The organism is Salinivibrio sp. AR647, assembly GCF_001995415.1.
GTDB lineage: Bacteria > Pseudomonadota > Gammaproteobacteria > Enterobacterales > Vibrionaceae > Salinivibrio > Salinivibrio costicola.
Genome location: NZ_MUFE01000013.1, coordinates 41,627 through 57,231, shown reverse-complemented (window position 1 = coordinate 57,231; position 15,605 = coordinate 41,627). Strand labels below are relative to the sequence as shown.

General features: G+C 49.7%; 14 protein-coding genes. 10 read left to right on the top strand and 4 right to left on the bottom strand.

Features of this window, described 5'->3' with window-relative positions; genetic code table 11:
* Nucleotides 1-35: 35 nt before the first annotated feature.
* Genes gyrB through dnaA form a run of 4 tightly spaced genes read right to left on the bottom strand, consistent with a single transcriptional unit; the run spans nucleotide 36 to nucleotide 6,055 of the window.
* Complete coding sequence (gene gyrB / locus BZG76_RS13900; RefSeq protein ID WP_077461796.1) at nucleotides 36-2,453, bottom strand: DNA topoisomerase (ATP-hydrolyzing) subunit B; 2,418 nt, start codon at nucleotides 2,451-2,453, stop codon at nucleotides 36-38.
* A gap of 18 nt (nucleotides 2,454-2,471) precedes the next feature.
* The gene (gene recF / locus BZG76_RS13895) at nucleotides 2,472-3,551 is read right to left on the bottom strand and encodes a DNA replication/repair protein RecF (RefSeq protein ID WP_077461795.1); all 1,080 of its coding nucleotides are present in this window, start codon (nucleotides 3,549-3,551) and stop codon (nucleotides 2,472-2,474) included.
* Nucleotides 3,552-3,554: 3 nt separating this feature from the next.
* Nucleotides 3,555-4,655: a DNA polymerase III subunit beta gene (gene dnaN / locus BZG76_RS13890; RefSeq protein WP_025744543.1), complete on the bottom strand. Its 1,101-nt coding sequence runs from the start codon at nucleotides 4,653-4,655 to the stop codon at nucleotides 3,555-3,557.
* 2 nt (nucleotides 4,656-4,657) lie between these two features.
* Nucleotides 4,658-6,055, bottom strand: coding sequence for a chromosomal replication initiator protein DnaA (gene dnaA / locus BZG76_RS13885; protein ID WP_025744542.1), 1,398 nt, complete (start codon nucleotides 6,053-6,055; stop codon nucleotides 4,658-4,660).
* 346 nt (nucleotides 6,056-6,401) lie between these two features.
* On the opposite strand from dnaA, the gene BZG76_RS13880 reads away from it, so the two are divergent.
* The 10 genes from BZG76_RS13880 to mnmG all read left to right on the top strand — a co-directional run bounded on the left by BZG76_RS13880 (nucleotide 6,402) and on the right by mnmG (nucleotide 15,604).
* The gene (locus tag BZG76_RS13880; RefSeq protein WP_025744541.1) at nucleotides 6,402-7,154 is read left to right on the top strand and encodes an amino acid ABC transporter substrate-binding protein; all 753 of its coding nucleotides are present in this window, start codon (nucleotides 6,402-6,404) and stop codon (nucleotides 7,152-7,154) included.
* Between the two features lie 57 nt (nucleotides 7,155-7,211).
* Entirely contained in the window at nucleotides 7,212-7,883 is a 672-nt protein-coding gene (locus BZG76_RS13875) for an amino acid ABC transporter permease (protein WP_077461794.1), read from the top strand.
* Complete coding sequence (locus tag BZG76_RS13870; protein ID WP_077461793.1) at nucleotides 7,880-8,626, top strand: amino acid ABC transporter ATP-binding protein; 747 nt, start codon at nucleotides 7,880-7,882, stop codon at nucleotides 8,624-8,626. The genes BZG76_RS13875 and BZG76_RS13870 overlap by 4 nt, the downstream gene beginning before the upstream one ends.
* Before the next feature lie 209 nt (nucleotides 8,627-8,835).
* Nucleotides 8,836-8,970, top strand: a complete 135-nt coding sequence (gene rpmH, locus BZG76_RS13865) for a 50S ribosomal protein L34 (protein WP_025672864.1) — start codon at nucleotides 8,836-8,838, stop codon at nucleotides 8,968-8,970.
* 13 nt (nucleotides 8,971-8,983) lie between these two features.
* Nucleotides 8,984-9,355, top strand: coding sequence for a ribonuclease P protein component (gene rnpA / locus BZG76_RS13860; RefSeq protein WP_025744540.1), 372 nt, complete (start codon nucleotides 8,984-8,986; stop codon nucleotides 9,353-9,355).
* Nucleotides 9,307-9,567 carry a membrane protein insertion efficiency factor YidD gene (gene yidD / locus BZG76_RS13855; RefSeq protein WP_077456636.1) on the top strand — a complete coding sequence of 87 codons (261 nt, stop codon included), beginning with the start codon at nucleotides 9,307-9,309 and terminating at the stop codon, nucleotides 9,565-9,567. The genes rnpA and yidD overlap by 49 nt, the downstream gene beginning before the upstream one ends.
* A gap of 2 nt (nucleotides 9,568-9,569) precedes the next feature.
* Nucleotides 9,570-11,186: a membrane protein insertase YidC gene (gene yidC, locus BZG76_RS13850; protein WP_077461792.1), complete on the top strand. Its 1,617-nt coding sequence runs from the start codon at nucleotides 9,570-9,572 to the stop codon at nucleotides 11,184-11,186.
* Between the two features lie 99 nt (nucleotides 11,187-11,285).
* The gene (mnmE, locus tag BZG76_RS13845) at nucleotides 11,286-12,650 is read left to right on the top strand and encodes a tRNA uridine-5-carboxymethylaminomethyl(34) synthesis GTPase MnmE (RefSeq protein ID WP_077461791.1); all 1,365 of its coding nucleotides are present in this window, start codon (nucleotides 11,286-11,288) and stop codon (nucleotides 12,648-12,650) included.
* A 219-nt stretch (nucleotides 12,651-12,869) separates the two neighbouring features.
* Nucleotides 12,870-13,322 (top strand): FMN-binding protein MioC, encoded by a 453-nt coding sequence (mioC, locus tag BZG76_RS13840; protein ID WP_077461790.1) that lies wholly within the window; start codon nucleotides 12,870-12,872, stop codon nucleotides 13,320-13,322.
* 392 nt (nucleotides 13,323-13,714) lie between these two features.
* Nucleotides 13,715-15,604 (top strand): tRNA uridine-5-carboxymethylaminomethyl(34) synthesis enzyme MnmG, encoded by a 1,890-nt coding sequence (gene mnmG / locus BZG76_RS13835; protein WP_077461789.1) that lies wholly within the window; start codon nucleotides 13,715-13,717, stop codon nucleotides 15,602-15,604.
* The last annotated feature ends 1 nt before the right edge of the window (nucleotide 15,605 follow it).

Sequence of the window (15,605 nt, the reverse complement as noted above, 5' to 3'; positions counted from 1 at the left end):
CTGGCCTTAATAGAGACAAATAACAGATCAGTGGTTTACACGTCGAGGTTTTCCACTTTCAGCGCGTTGTTTTCAATAAAGGCCCGACGAGGCTCAACTTGATCACCCATCAAGGTGGTAAACAGCTCATCTGCCGCAACCGCATCGTGGATAGTCACCTGCATCATACGGCGCCCTTCAGGGTCCATGGTGGTCTCCCAAAGTTGATCAGGGTTCATCTCACCCAAACCTTTATAACGCTGACGCGAGACACCACGCATGGATTCTTTAACCAGCCAGTTTAGCGCCTGCTCAAAGGTCTCCACTTTTTGGGTCCGTTCCCCACGCTTCACGTAAGCCCCCTCGTCAAGTAGCTGATCGAGTGTTTCCGATAAGCTCGCAATGCGCCCATATTCTTTCGAATTCAGGAAGTCATAGCTGACCTGGTACTTATAATCAACGCCATGGGTTCGCACCACCAGCTCAGGCACCCAAACTTGATGCTCTTCATCAAAGCGACAAGACGCTTGATAGTGGCTTTCACCGGTAGATTTGCGATTAAGGATGTCGACAATGTTCTCAACCCACTTCTTCGCGGCCCATTCGTCACGAAGTTCCTCGACCGCTAAACGCGGTTGGTACAGTAGCTCATTCAGCAATGCCGCGGGATAACGACGCTTCATACGCTGAATCAGTTTAAGCACACCATTGTACTCTTTGACCAGCTTTTCAAGCGATTCACCGTGCATCGCTGGCGCATCAGGGTTCACAAATAATGAGGCATTTTCCAGTGCCAGCGCGACCTGATATTGCTCCATCGCTTCATCGTCTTTAATGTACTGCTCTTGCTTACCCTTCTTCACTTTATAAAGAGGTGGCTGAGCGATATAAATATAACCACGCTCAATCAACTCAGGCATTTGGCGATAGAAGAAGGTTAATAACAAGGTACGAATGTGCGAGCCATCAACGTCAGCATCCGTCATGATAATGATGCTGTGGTAGCGTAGCTTATCGGGGTTGTACTCTTCGCGACCAATCCCACAGCCCATGGCGGTGATCAGGGTCGCCACTTCTTGCGACGATAACATCTTATCAAAACGGGCTTTTTCCACATTTAAGATCTTACCTTTAAGCGGCAATATCGCTTGGTTTTTGCGATTACGCCCTTGTTTCGCAGAGCCACCGGCTGAGTCACCCTCCACAATGTAGAGCTCAGACAGGGCGGGATCTTTTTCTTGGCAGTCGGCCAATTTACCAGGCAAGCCAGCTAAGTCCAGTGCCCCTTTACGACGTGTCATTTCACGCGCTTTACGCGCTGCATCACGTGCACGTGCGGCATCAATAATCTTGGAGCACACCACTTTGGCATCGGCTGGATGTTCAATTAAAAAGTCAGACAAGTGGCTGCTCATCGCCGACTCAACCGCCGATTTCACTTCCGATGACACCAGTTTGTCTTTGGTTTGGCTCGAAAACTTAGGATCAGGGACTTTGACCGATACCACCGCCGTCAAACCTTCACGGGCATCATCGCCAGACGTCGCTGCTTTAGCTTTTTTCGAGTAGCCTTCTTTGTCCATAAAGCTGTTTAAGGTTCGCGTCAGTGCACCGCGGAACCCAGCCAAATGCGTACCACCGTCGCGCTGTGGAATATTGTTGGTAAAACAGTAGATGTTCTCTTGGTAACCATCATTCCACTGCATTGAGACTTCGACGCTAACGCCATCATCACGCATATGTTCAAAATGGAACACCGATGGATGAATCGCGGTTTTCTTTTTATTCAAATGCTCAACGAACGCACGGATACCGCCTTCATATTTAAAGTGATCCGATTTGTCTTCCTCGCGCTCGTCAATCAATCGAATCGACACACCCGAGTTAAGGAAAGACAATTCACGTAAGCGCTTGGCGAGGATCTCGTAGTTGAAGTGAATATCCGTGAAGGTTTCTTCACTCGGCCAAAAACGAATGCGGGTACCGGTTTGATCGGTTTCGCCCAGTTGAACCAAGGGACCCAGTGGCTCACCATGAGAAAAATTGAGTTGGTGGGCATAACCGTTACGCCAAATTGTCAATTCAAGCTTTTCTGACAGTGCGTTAACCACAGAGACACCGACACCGTGTAGGCCGCCCGACACTTTATACGAGTTATCATCAAATTTACCCCCGGCGTGCAGCACGGTCATGATAACTTGGGCAGCTGAAACACCCTCTTCTTCGTGAATATCGACAGGGATACCACGACCGTCGTCGCGGACCGACACAGAGCCGTCTTCGTGAATGGTGGTCACGATATCGTTACAATGTCCGGCCAGTGCTTCATCGATCGAGTTATCGACCACCTCAAACACCATATGGTGTAGGCCGGTACCGTCGTCGGTGTCGCCGATATACATTCCCGGACGCTTACGGACGGCATCCAAGCCCTTCAGTACCTTGATACTCGATGAATCGTATTCGTTGGACATTGAGTTACTCTCGCTTATTTATCCTGCGTTAATTTTGCCATGTTCCACATGAAACATCTTACTATTTTCGTCGCAAATTTCCGCGACTTGATCGGCACTAATGGCGCTGACAAAAACCTGCGCCCCGATCCGGGTCAATTCACTGGCGAGCAGTGCCCGGCGGCGGCTGTCTAATTCTGAGGCAAAGTCATCGATCAGGTAAATACAGGCGATGCCTTGCTCTTCGCTATATAGCTGTCCTTGTGCAAGCCGAAGCGCACAAACCATCAATTTTAGTTGCCCTCGAGAGAGCACATCATCGACCGGGGTACCGGCCACCTTGATGCGTAAATCGGCTTTGTGTGGTCCAGACACCGTGTAGCCCATTTGCTGATCGCGTTCGAAGTTAGTCGCCAACAAAGCCTGGTAATCTGCACCGCGCTCCCAGCCTTGGGAGAACCGAAACTGAATCGAGAACTCGGGTAAAAATGCCTGGCATAACGCCGTTGCGCGCTCGGCCACAGCATTAACATAAGCTTGTCGCCAAACACTAATTTGCTCGGCCAAGCTAGCAAGTTCTGCATCCCACACTTGTATATCACGGTAATTGCGCGCAGTTTTAAGCGCGGCGTTCCGTTGCTTGGTGAGCCGCTTGACCCGCGTCCACGCTTCAAAAAAACCGGGTTGGGAATGAAACACCCCCCAGTCAATATACGCACGGCGAAATTTAGGACCATCTGTTAATAGCTCAAACCCTTCAGGGGTAATCAGCTGCAAGGGCAAGACTTTGGCCAGTACCACTAGCTTTTGCCCTTTTTCTTGACCTATTTTAACATCGGCACTGCCGTCTCGGCGCTTTTGAATGCCAACCGGAAGCAAGATCCCATCTTGCGTTTTCACCCGGCCATGGACCGTTAAGCTCGGTTGTTGATGACGGATCACACGGCTGTTCAGTGCGCTGCGAAATGAGCGCCCGTGGCCAAGAAAATGAATCGCCTCCAAGACACTGGTTTTTCCACTGCCGTTGGGGCCAATTAAAAAGTTAAAGCCTGACGACAGTTCGATATCGCAGGCTTCAATATTTCTGAAGTCATGAATGACCAGTCGAGTGAGCGCCATAATCTAGAGGCGAATGGGCATCACGACATACATGGCATCATCGCGATCACAGTCCTCAATCAAAGTACTGCCGACCGCGTCTGTCATTGAAAAACGGACAGTGTTACAGCGCAAAACGTTGAGCACATCTAAAACATAACTGACGTTAAAACCAATCTCGATGGCCTCGCCTTGATAATTCACTTCCAAAAATTCTTCGGCTTCTTCTTGCTCGGGGTTATTGGCAGAGATACGCAGCTCACTGCCATCAATATTCATCCGAACACCACGGAATTTCTCATTCGACAGCACCGCGGCTAACGACAAGGCTTGCTTGAGCTCCGCGCAATTAACCTCAAGTGTCCGAGACGTCGATTGCGGCAGCACACGGCGATAGTCAGGAAATCGTCCATCGACTAACTTCGAGGTAAAGGTCACGTTGCCGACCACCGCACGAATATTGGAGGCACCAATCTGAATATTGACCGGATTCTCACTATCATCCAACAAACGCGCTAGCTCACTGACGCCTTTACGCGGCACAATCACTTGTTGCGCTGGCGCGCTTTCATCCATGGTCAGGTGGCACACTGCCATACGGTGACCATCGGTCCCTACCGTACGTAGCGTTTGTCCATCGGTTTCGAACAGCAAGCCATTGAGATAATACCGCACATCTTGGTTTGCCATTGAAAACTGAGTCGCATCAATCAGGTGATTCAGTTTATTTTGTGGCAGCTGCAGGCTTACATCCGCTTGCCAATCATCGATGTTGGGATAATCGCTAGCCGGCAAGGTGGACAAGGTGAACCGGCTTCGACCCGCTCGCACCACGACACGATCACCTTCTTGAGCAACCGTAATACGGGCTTCACTGTTCAAGCCTTTGATAATATCCATGAACTTACGCGAGGGAACCGTTATCGCCCCATCTTGATGCTCTCCCTCCAACGGTGCCGTTGCATTAAGCTCCACCTCCATATCAGTGGCGGTGAGCTTAAGTTGCTGCTCGGCGACTTCAATCAGAAGATTGCTTAAGATCGGTAAGGTACTGCGCCCACCTAAAGCCCCAGAAACTTGTTGCAGCGGTTGAAGTAGCTGCTCACGCGTAAGAATAAATTTCATAATTAGGACGACAATGTTCGAATCAGGTTAGAGTAATCTTCTTTAATATCGTGACTTTCTTCACGCAGTTGCTCAATTTTACGGCATGCATGCAATACGGTTGTATGGTCACGACCGCCAAAGGCATCACCAATTTCTGGCAAGCTGTGGTTGGTCAGCTCTTTCGATAAGGCCATCGCCATTTGACGAGGGCGTGCAACCGAGCGAGACCGGCGCTTAGATAACAAATCCGCCATCTTGATTTTATAATATTCTGCCACGGTTTTCTGAATATTATCGATAGTGACCAGCTTTTCTTGTAGCGCCAACAAATCGCGCAACGCTTCCCGAACGAAATCAATGGTGATCGCGCGGCCGGTAAAGTTGGCGTTGGCAATGACACGATTAAGCGCCCCTTCCAGTTCACGGACATTCGACCGCAACCGCTTAGCAATAAAGAAGGCAACTTCATCCGGCAAACGAATCGCGTGGTCTTCTGCCTTTTTCATCAAGATCGCCACACGCGTTTCCAATTCAGGCGGCTCGATAGCAACCGTCAGGCCCCAACCAAAGCGTGATTTCAAGCGATCCTCAACCCCATTGATTTCTTTTGGGTAGCGATCGGAGGTCAAAATGATCTGCTGATTCCCCTCAAGCAAGGCATTAAAGGTATGGAAAAACTCTTCTTGTGAGCGCTCTTTATTGGCAAAAAACTGAATATCATCGATCAAGAGTGCATCCACGCTGCGGTAGTAGCGCTTAAACTCTTCGATGGCGTTGTTCTGCAGTGCTTTGACCATGTCTTGCACAAACCGCTCAGAGTGCATGTAAACCACGCGAGCATCTGCCTTTCGATCGGAAATAGCATTCCCCACCGCATGGAGCAAGTGCGTTTTACCCAGACCCGTCCCACCATACAAAAACAGCGGATTATATGCCGCTCCCGGGTTTCCCGAGACCTGCCGTGCCGCCGCGAGTGCAAGCTGGTTCGATTTACCTTCCACAAAGTTATTAAACTTGTGTTTCGGATTCACGTTGGAGCGATGATTGACATCCGATTGCACCGGTGACGGTGCCGGCTCCCAAACGCGTCCACGAGTGGGGGCAGGGGCCGCTTGTTGAGGCGCAGGGGCTGACGCCGGGCCAGCTGGCGCAGATTGCGGCGCAGCAGCAACCGGTTTACTGCCCACTTCAAAGCGCAGCATAGGCACGTCGACACCACAAAACTCATTCAGCAGTTGATTAATCTGATGCAAATATTTATCCCGCACCCAATCAAGCACAAAACGGTTAGGGGCAAACAGGGTCAACGTATTGTCATTGAGTTCGGCTTGAAGTGGCCGTACCCACATACTAAATTCTGTTGCAGGTAAATCATCTTGAAGCCGTTCAAGACACTGCAACCAAAGCGATGATGACACGTTTGACTCCACGCAGTTATACCGAAAAGGAAAAGGTCATAATGGTACTCCTGTCGCGCCCAGATCGCTACCCACAAGATCCCGAAATCAGTGAATAAGATCCGACTTATGCACATAGATCCCACAGATAACCCAGAGATCGCCACAGCCTACCCGCTTTTTACTCACAACATTACGCACATGGTCGTCGTGACCAGTCCGAGAATTCGAGGCCATGTCCCGCATCGATCCGACTCACGCCTGTTAATACGTTATTACTCATAACAACAAGGTATTTCTCGTCCCCTCTTCGCCCCTCTATATTACGTTTCCTATCAATATTGATGTGGTTATTACGGAGTTTTTCATGACTAAATGGATCCTCAACGCCCTGCTCAGCCTGAGCATGGTGATTTCAGTCCCCGCTTTTGCATCAGACACCGTCAAAGTGGGCATGTCTGGCCGATACTTTCCTTTTACCTTTGTCAAACAAGACCAACTACAAGGGTTTGAAGTCGACCTTTGGGATGAGATTGGTCAGCGTAATGACTACGATATCGAGTATGTAACGGCTAACTTCTCGGGCTTATTTGGGCTTTTACAAACTGGCCGTATCGATACGATTTCAAACCAAATCACTATCACCGATGAGCGCCAAGCGAAATATTTGTTTACCAACCCGTATGTCGTCGATGGGGCGCAAATCACGGTTCGTAAGGGCAATGACGCGATTCAGTCCGTCGCAGATTTAAAAGATAAGACGGTCGCGGTGAACTTGGGCTCTAACTTTGAGCAACTCCTTCGCGATCATTCAGCGTCCGATGATATCCATATCAAAACCTACGAAACCGGTATTGAGCACGATGTGGCCCTGGGCCGTGCCGATGCGTTTATTATGGACCGCCTCTCCGCACTACAATTGATCAAAGAGTCGGGCTTGCCTCTACAATTAGCGGGTCAGCCTTTTGAAACCATTGCCAACGCCTGGCCATTTGTTGACAACGACCGCGGCCAGCGCTTACGTGATGAGGTGAACACAACACTCGTCAACATGCGTGATGACGGCACGTTAGCCGATATTTCGATCAAGTGGTTTGGTGCTGACGTCACCCAAAAGTAAGTATTCACCAACATTAAAAAGCCCGCGTTGGCGGGCTTTTTTGTTTAAAGGACTCTCATGGCGTTTGATTTCGATTATATGGTCTCGCTGTTCCCTCTATTGCTTAGCTATTTAGGGATCACCATGGAAATGGCCTTTTTGGGGCTACTTTTCTCCCTCGCCTTAGCCGTCGCCATCGCCTTAATTCGCGTCTTTCGTGTCCCTGGGTTAAATGGCTTAGCGCAAATCTTCATTAGTTTCTTTCGCGGCACCCCTTTATTGGTGCAGTTGTTTTTGCTCTATTATGGCTTACCACAGGTGATCCCCAGTTTAGTGGGGATGGATGCCTTTACTGCAGCCGTGATTGGGATCAGTTTGCACTTTTCTGCCTATATGGCCGAATCGATTCGTGCCGCAATTCTCGGGGTCGATCGCAGTCAGATGGAAGCAAGCTTAGCCATCGGCATGACGACGCGACAAGCCATGCAACGCATTATTTTACCGCAAGCCGTGCGCATTGCTCTGCCGTCGTTGATGAACTATTTCATCGATATGATTAAAGCCACCTCTCTCGCTTTTACACTAGGCGTGACCGAAATCATGGCACAAGCGCAAATGGAAGCCTCATCCAGTTTCAAGTTTTTTGAAGCCTACTTGGCCGTCGCGCTCATTTACTGGGCGATCGTGGTCGCACTCACCCGCGTGCAATATTGGGCCGAAGCACATCTCAATAAGGCGTATCAACGATGATAAAAATAGAAAAGTTGAAAAAAGTCTATCAGGGCATCGCTGTTCTCGATGGGATTGATTTGGCTATCGAACGTGGCGAAATCGTCTGTATTATTGGTCCAAGTGGTACTGGGAAATCTACTTTATTGCGCTGCATTAATTTCCTAGAGCGTGCGGAGCAAGGCGTGATAACAATCGACGAACAACGCGTCGATAGCGGCAATTCAGCCACTCCAAAAAAGGACATTCTGGCGTTGCGGCGTCAAACTGGGTTTGTATTCCAAAACTATGCCTTGTTTGCCCACCTGAGCGTACGCGATAACATTGCTGAAGGCCTGCGCACTGTAAAAGGATGGCAAAAAGCCAAAGCCCGCCAGCGCGCGCAACAGATTTTGGACGATATCGGGCTTGGCGATAAAGGCGACCACTATCCGGCCTCTTTATCGGGTGGCCAACAACAACGCGTAGGGATTGGCCGTGCGATGGCGCTGGAAGCCGAGCTACTGCTTTTCGATGAGCCAACATCCGCGCTCGATCCAGAATGGGTAGGCGAGGTGTTAGCGCTAATGAAAAAGCTCGCCACTCGCCACCAAACCATGCTGGTGGTGACCCACGAGATGCAGTTTGCGCGTGATGTTGCTGATCGTGTGGTATTTATGAACGATGGCAATATTATCGCTCAGGGCACACCGGATTGGCTGTTTAATCACTGCGATGATCCCCGATTGCATAAGTTTTTGAATCAAGTCGGGATCACCGCTTAATTTGCGATCAGTTGGCAAGGATCCTTGCGATCTGCGACTAAGCGCTTATAATTCACGGCCCGAAGTGGCGTGGGTTTTGTGATTGACTAATCGTTAGTCAATGGCTACAATCCGCCCTCTTTGTTGAGAGGCGTCGGAGACAAGCATACTGCTATCCTCCCACGTCGGGTTAACAAACCTAACACTGATCAGTAATAAAGGTAGAAACCATGAAACGCACTTTTCAACCTTCAGTTCTAAAGCGTAAGCGCACTCACGGTTTCCGTGCGCGCATGGCGACTAAGAACGGCCGTAAGGTCATTGCCGCTCGCCGTGCGAAAGGCCGCAAGCAGCTTTCTAAATAATCCGTAGTGATTTGTGAATAAGCTCGCTTATCCTCGGGAGTTACGTCTGCTAACTCCCGAACATTTCAGTGCCGTCTTTCAGCAACCTCATCGCGCAGGTTCGCCGCACTTGACTATACTCGCCAGAAACACCGCGCTCGAACACCCACGTCTCGGTCAAGCTGTCCCGAAAAAGCAAATCAAACTTGCCGTTGATCGCAACCGCTTTAAACGTGTGGTTCGCGAGAGTTTTCGTTTACGTCAGCATCAACTGCCGGCGAAAGACTTTGTGGTTATCGCGAAAAAAAGTGCCAACAACCTGAGTAATCAAGCGCTGCGAGACGAATTGGACAAGTTATGGCAACGTTTGTCGCGACCGCCGCGCAAAAAGCGCTCATCGCGCTGATTCGGGGATACCAACTGGTGATTAGCCCATTAATTGGGCCACGATGCCGGTTCACACCAACCTGCTCCCATTACGCCATCATGGCGATTCAATCCCATGGTGTGATAAAAGGGTGTTGGTTGGCAGGCAAACGTCTATTAAAATGCCACCCTTTGAATGATGGCGGCTACGATCCTGTACCGCCTTGCGACCACCATAACAGAGACAATTAACAATGGATTCCCAACGCAATATCCTGTTGATTGCCCTATTGTTCGTTTCTTTCATGCTATACATGGAATGGAGCAAACCAGAATCCCCGCAGCCGCAGGGACAGGGCGTTGAGCAGCAGCAAACGACTCACAGTGACGTGCCAAGCAGCAATGACGGTAACGATACCACGTCTCTTGATGCACAGCCTGTCTCTGACAAGCTCGTCACCATCAAAACCGACGTATTAACACTAAAAATTGATACGCAAGGCGGTGATGTTGTCCATGCCGAGCTTCCACAATACGATGCTGAGCTGGACTCTGATAATGCCTTCACCCTGCTACATACTAAGCCAGATCATACCTTTGTCGCCCAAAGTGGTTTAATTGGTGCCAATGGCATTGATACCGCTGAAGGCCGCGCACAATACCAGGTGACCCAGAACGACTTCTCTCTCTCAGACGATCAAGACACTTTGCGCGTCCCGATGACAGTCGAAAAAGAAGGGATCAGTTATACCAAAACCTTTGTATTTAAACGTGGTAGTTATGCGGTAGACGTTGAGCATACAATCAATAACCAAACCGATGCGAATGCCAGCGTCACTATGTACACCCAGCTCAAACAAAACTTGCTGGATGATGGTGGTAGCCTAACCATGCCGACTTATCGCGGCAGCGCTTACTCAACGGACGACAAGCGTTACGAGAAGTACAGCTTTGATGACATGGAAAGCAAAAATCTCAGCGTAACCTTTGATCAAGGTTGGGCGGCCATGATTCAACACTACTTTGCCACCGCGTGGATCCCACGAGCCGACAATAATGTGTTGAGCACACGTACCACCTCGCAATACGGTTATATTCAGACCAAAACCAGTGACACCATTCCTGCTGGTACCAGTAAGACCCTAACGGCAACTCTATGGGTTGGCCCGAAACTGCAAGAACAAATGGCCGCCGTGGCGCCAAGCTTGGATCTTGTGGTCGACTATGGCTGGCTCTGGTTTATCGCCAAGCCTTTGCATTGGTTGCTATCAACCATTCAGACCTTTGTCGGTAACTGGGGTCTATCAATCATTATGCTGACCTTTATCGTCCGTGGTGCCATGTACCCGCTTACCAAAGCGCAGTACACCTCGATGGCGAAAATGCGCATGCTGCAGCCTAAACTGCAAGAAATGAAAGAGCGTATTGGTGACGACCGTCAGCGCATGAGCCAAGAAATGATGGAGCTGTACAAGCGCGAAAAAGTTAACCCACTGGGTGGCTGCCTACCGCTAGTGCTGCAAATGCCGATCTTCATTGCGCTCTATTGGGCATTGATGGAATCGGTCGAACTACGTCACGCACCTTTCTTTGGTTGGATTCAAGACTTGTCAGCACAAGACCCTTTCTATGTGCTACCCCTGTTGATGGGGGCGTCTATGTTCCTGATTCAGAAGATGAGTCCAACCACGGTCACCGATCCGATGCAGCAGAAGATCATGACCTTTATGCCCGTGGTCTTCACTTTCTTCTTCTTGTTCTTCCCATCCGGTCTGGTTCTATACTGGTTGGTATCGAACGTAGTCACACTGCTCCAGCAGACGTTAATCTACAAGTCGTTGGAGAAAAAAGGCCTGCATTCGCGCTCGTAAATCAGGCCGCGTCAAGCAATAATAAAAAGGCGACCTGGCGGTCGCCTTTTTCACGTTAATGGCCCACAGGCCTGTCACTGCAATCATAGAGTGTGCATTATGGCTCAAACAGACACTATCGTGGCGCAAGCCACAGCAACTGGCCGGGGCGGCGTGGGAATCGTTCGCGTGTCTGGCCCCCTCGCCCATGAGATTGGCAAAAATATGACCGGACGTGAGTTGGTGCCTCGTCGTGCTGACTACCTCCCCTTTCTCGACCAGGATGGTCAGCCTATCGATCAAGGCATCGCGCTATTCTTTAAAGGCCCTCATTCGTTCACGGGCGAAGACGTGCTTGAACTGCAAGGCCACGGTGGCCCCGTTATCATGGATATGCTCATCCAAAGGATTAGCGCCTTTGACGGGGTACGAGCCGCTCGCCCGGGAGAATTCTCTGAACGCGCGTTTTTAAATGATAAGTTGGATCTCGCGCAAGCAGAAGCCATTGCTGACTTGATTGATGCCAGCTCTGAGCAAGCCGCACGTTCGGCGCTACAGTCGCTACAAGGCGCCTTCTCTAGCCAGGTGAACGCGCTGGTGGAAAAGGTCATTCACCTGCGCATTTACGTCGAAGCCGCAATTGATTTTCCCGATGAAGAAATCGATTTTCTCTCCGATGGTAAGGTCGCCAGCGATCTCAATCACATTATTGAGCACCTCGCCACACTGCGTAAAGAGGCCAACCAAGGCGCCATCATGCGTGAAGGAATGAAAGTGGTAATCGCTGGCCGCCCAAATGCAGGTAAATCGAGCTTACTCAATGCCTTGTCGGGGAAAGACAGTGCCATCGTCACCGATATTGCCGGGACCACTCGCGATGTGCTGCGTGAACACATTCATCTCGACGGTATGCCTTTGCATATTATTGATACCGCAGGCCTACGTGACGCTACCGACGAGGTCGAACGCATCGGCGTGGAAAGAGCGTGGGACGAAATAGAACAAGCAGATCGCGTTTTATTTATGGTGGATGGCACCACCACTGACGCTACCGATCCACATGATATCTGGCCGGACTTTGTGTCCCGTTTACCCCAAGATATGGGCGTGACGGTGATCCGTAATAAAGCCGACATGACGGGCGAGCCTATGGGCCACTGCGATACCAACCACCCAGCGCTTATCCGCCTTAGCGCTAAAACAGGCCAAGGCGTCGATGCACTCCGCCAACACCTCAAAGCCTGTATGGGCTATGCAGGAGGCAGTGAAGGGGGTTTTATGGCACGTCGCCGCCACTTAGACGCACTCGCCAGTGCAGCCGCACACCTGGACATTGGACAAACACAACTAGAAGGCTACATGGCCGGTGAAATATTGGCGGAAGAGTTACGCTTGACCCAGCAGTACCTCAACACCATTACTGGCGAATTTAGTGCCGATGACTTATTAGGAAAAATCTTCTCCTCATTTTGTATCGGCAAATAATTATCCCCAACCTGATCACGGGATCCTTACACAAAGGATCCCTTTATCCTACTGTGTTGATCGCGGTTATCCTTGTTATAAGATCATAAGTTATCCCCATAGTTTTCACCATGATCCCCTCGACTGCATCCCCGAAGATACCCGCAATATTCAGCAAGAATTGACTCCCAGGAACAAGGTCTCAATACTAGGCAAGAGACTCTTAATCGTGAGGATAATATGGCGAATATAACAATTATTACAGGCAGTACCTTGGGCGGCGCGGAATATGTTGGCGATCACCTGTCAGATCAACTACAGGCAAAGGGGTACCAAACAGCGGTTATCAATGAGGGGATCCTCGATGATGTATTGGGCGCCAGCACGCTCTTAGTCGTCACATCGACTCATGGCGCTGGCGACTTCCCTGAGAGCATCACCCCTTTGATGGAACAGCTAATGACCGAACGTCCGATGCTACGTGCGTTGAAATACGGGGTGGTTGGCATTGGCGATTCTAGTTATGACACCTTTTGTGAAGCTGGCATGAAAGCAGACGCCCTATTACAAGATCTCGGGGCCGTCAAAATTGGCGAACGAATCGACATCGATATTCAAGCTCATCCGGTTCCGGAAGATGAAGCGGAACGCTGGTTAACCGATTGGGAGCCATTACTTCAGGCATCTAAGTGAACAATAATTAATCAAACAGACTGTGGATAACTAAGGAATAACCCAGTGATCTTCCTTTAGTTATCCATTTGATAGTTTTTCTTTCTGATCGCCCTGTGGATAAAAGGGCATTTTGATCCCAGGTGATACAGGATCCGATCCAAGGCCACCCACAGAAAGTGATCGTTCCAAGATCCTTGATCTCAATGATCTTTTACCGCTTATCCACTGAGATCCGCTTCCTTAGTAGTAGATCTAATAAAGGATCTATATAAAGATCTTATATATATAAAGCGAAAGCCTTAAGAAGATCAGGATCAAGGTTTGGTTCCTTGTTGAGAGAAAAAGCGCTAGAATGTCGCCCCTTTTGCTTAGTTCATGCGCAAACACTTAACCAGGTTGAGGCTTTAATCATGTTTTACCAGGATCACTTTGACGTCATCGTTGTGGGTGGTGGCCATGCTGGTACCGAGGCAGCACTAGCCGCCGCTCGAATGAATCAAAGAACGTTGTTATTAACCCATAATATCGACACTTTGGGACAAATGTCGTGTAACCCTGCGATTGGCGGGATCGGGAAAGGACACCTGGTAAAAGAAATTGATGCCTTAGGCGGCGCGATGGCGCAAGCTATCGACAAAGGCGGGATCCAGTTTAGAACCCTGAACGCGTCGAAAGGACCCGCAGTACGAGCAACACGAGCACAAGCTGATCGTGCGTTGTACAAAGCGGCGATCCGCCATACCCTAGAAAACACGCCACACCTATCCCTTTTCCAACAAGCCGTGGTGGATTTGATCGTCGATCAGGATCGCGTCACTGGGGTAGAAACAGAAATGGGACTGAAATTCAGCGCAACCACTGTGGTGTTGACTGTCGGTACCTTTTTAGGTGGAAAAATCCATATTGGTATGGATAACTACTCCGGAGGGCGCGCCGGAGATCCACCGTCGAACAAGCTCGCCGATCGCCTACGTGCATTGCCGTTTCGCGTCGATCGTTTAAAAACGGGAACGCCACCGCGTATTGATGCACGTTCAGTCGATTTCTCAGTGATGCAAACCCAACATGGTGATACACCACGTCCGGTCTTTTCATTTTTGGGTGATGTCAGTCAACATCCTCAACAAATGCCTTGCTATATCACGTATACCAATGAAAAAACCCATGACGTGATTCGAGAAAACTTATCTCGAAGCCCAATGTATGCCGGTGTCATTGAAGGGATTGGTCCACGCTATTGCCCATCGATTGAAGATAAAGTGATGCGCTTTGCCGACAAAGACAAACATCAGATCTTTGTTGAACCTGAAGGGCTAACCAGCAATGAGCTGTATCCAAATGGTATTTCCACCAGCTTACCGTTTGATGTGCAAATGGGGATCATTCAATCGATCAAAGGCTTTGAAAACGCCAAAGTGATCCGCCCAGGTTATGCGATCGAGTATGACTTTTTCGATCCTCGCGATCTTAAGCAAACACTAGAAACCAAATTTATTAGCGGGTTATTCTTTGCCGGACAAATCAACGGCACCACCGGCTATGAAGAAGCGGGGGCTCAAGGCTTGCTGGCAGGATGTAACGCGGCGCTGCAAGCACAAGGCAAAGACGGTTGGAGCCCGCGTCGCGACCAAGCGTATATGGGCGTGTTGATTGATGATCTCTCTACCATGGGCACGCAAGAGCCCTACCGTATGTTTACGTCGCGTGCTGAGTATCGCCTATTGCTGCGTGAAGATAATGCGGATATGCGTTTGACGGAAAAAGGCCGTGAGCTCGGTTTGGTCGATGATACCCGCTGGGCGCGTTTTAACCAGAAAATGGAAAACATGGAGCAAGAGCGTCAACGGTTACGTGGCACATGGATCCATCCCCATTCTGACGATGTGGCAGCACTGAACGCGATGCTCAAAACACCGTTAACACGCGAAGCGAATGGCGAAGATCTCCTGCGTCGTCCTGAGTTGCGGTATCGCGATATTGTGACATTGCCAAGTTTTGAACCGGCTCATGCGGATCAGCAAGCCAGTGAACAGGTTGAAATTCAGGTGAAATATGCGGGGTATATTGACCGTCAGCAAGATGAAATTGCTAAATCACAACGTCATGAAAATACCGAATTACCCACTGATCTCGATTACGACCACATAAAAGGTTTATCGAATGAAGTGAAAGGTAAGCTCGCCGATGCGCGCCCTGAAACCGTGGGTAAAGCTTCACGTATCTCTGGCGTCACGCCGGCGGCGATCTCCATTTTGCTTGTCCATTTGAAAAAGCAAGGCATGCTGAAAAAAGGGGCATAAA

What these genes read in the sequence shown, in the direction of transcription:
- gyrB (WP_077461796.1), bottom strand. Translation starts at nt 2,453, where the DNA reads ATGTCCAACGAATACGATTCATCGAGTATCAAGGTACTGAAGGGCTTG.
- recF (WP_077461795.1), bottom strand. Translation starts at nt 3,551, where the DNA reads ATGGCGCTCACTCGACTGGTCATTCATGACTTCAGAAATATTGAAGCC.
- dnaN (WP_025744543.1), bottom strand. Translation starts at nt 4,655, where the DNA reads ATGAAATTTATTCTTACGCGTGAGCAGCTACTTCAACCGCTGCAACAA.
- BZG76_RS13880 (WP_025744541.1), top strand. Translation starts at nt 6,402, where the DNA reads ATGACTAAATGGATCCTCAACGCCCTGCTCAGCCTGAGCATGGTGATT.
- BZG76_RS13875 (WP_077461794.1), top strand. Translation starts at nt 7,212, where the DNA reads ATGGCGTTTGATTTCGATTATATGGTCTCGCTGTTCCCTCTATTGCTT.
- BZG76_RS13870 (WP_077461793.1), top strand. Translation starts at nt 7,880, where the DNA reads ATGATAAAAATAGAAAAGTTGAAAAAAGTCTATCAGGGCATCGCTGTT.
- rpmH (WP_025672864.1), top strand. Translation starts at nt 8,836, where the DNA reads ATGAAACGCACTTTTCAACCTTCAGTTCTAAAGCGTAAGCGCACTCAC.
- yidD (WP_077456636.1), top strand. Translation starts at nt 9,307, where the DNA reads ATGGCAACGTTTGTCGCGACCGCCGCGCAAAAAGCGCTCATCGCGCTG.
- yidC (WP_077461792.1), top strand. Translation starts at nt 9,570, where the DNA reads ATGGATTCCCAACGCAATATCCTGTTGATTGCCCTATTGTTCGTTTCT.
- mnmE (WP_077461791.1), top strand. Translation starts at nt 11,286, where the DNA reads ATGGCTCAAACAGACACTATCGTGGCGCAAGCCACAGCAACTGGCCGG.
- mioC (WP_077461790.1), top strand. Translation starts at nt 12,870, where the DNA reads ATGGCGAATATAACAATTATTACAGGCAGTACCTTGGGCGGCGCGGAA.
- mnmG (WP_077461789.1), top strand. Translation starts at nt 13,715, where the DNA reads ATGTTTTACCAGGATCACTTTGACGTCATCGTTGTGGGTGGTGGCCAT.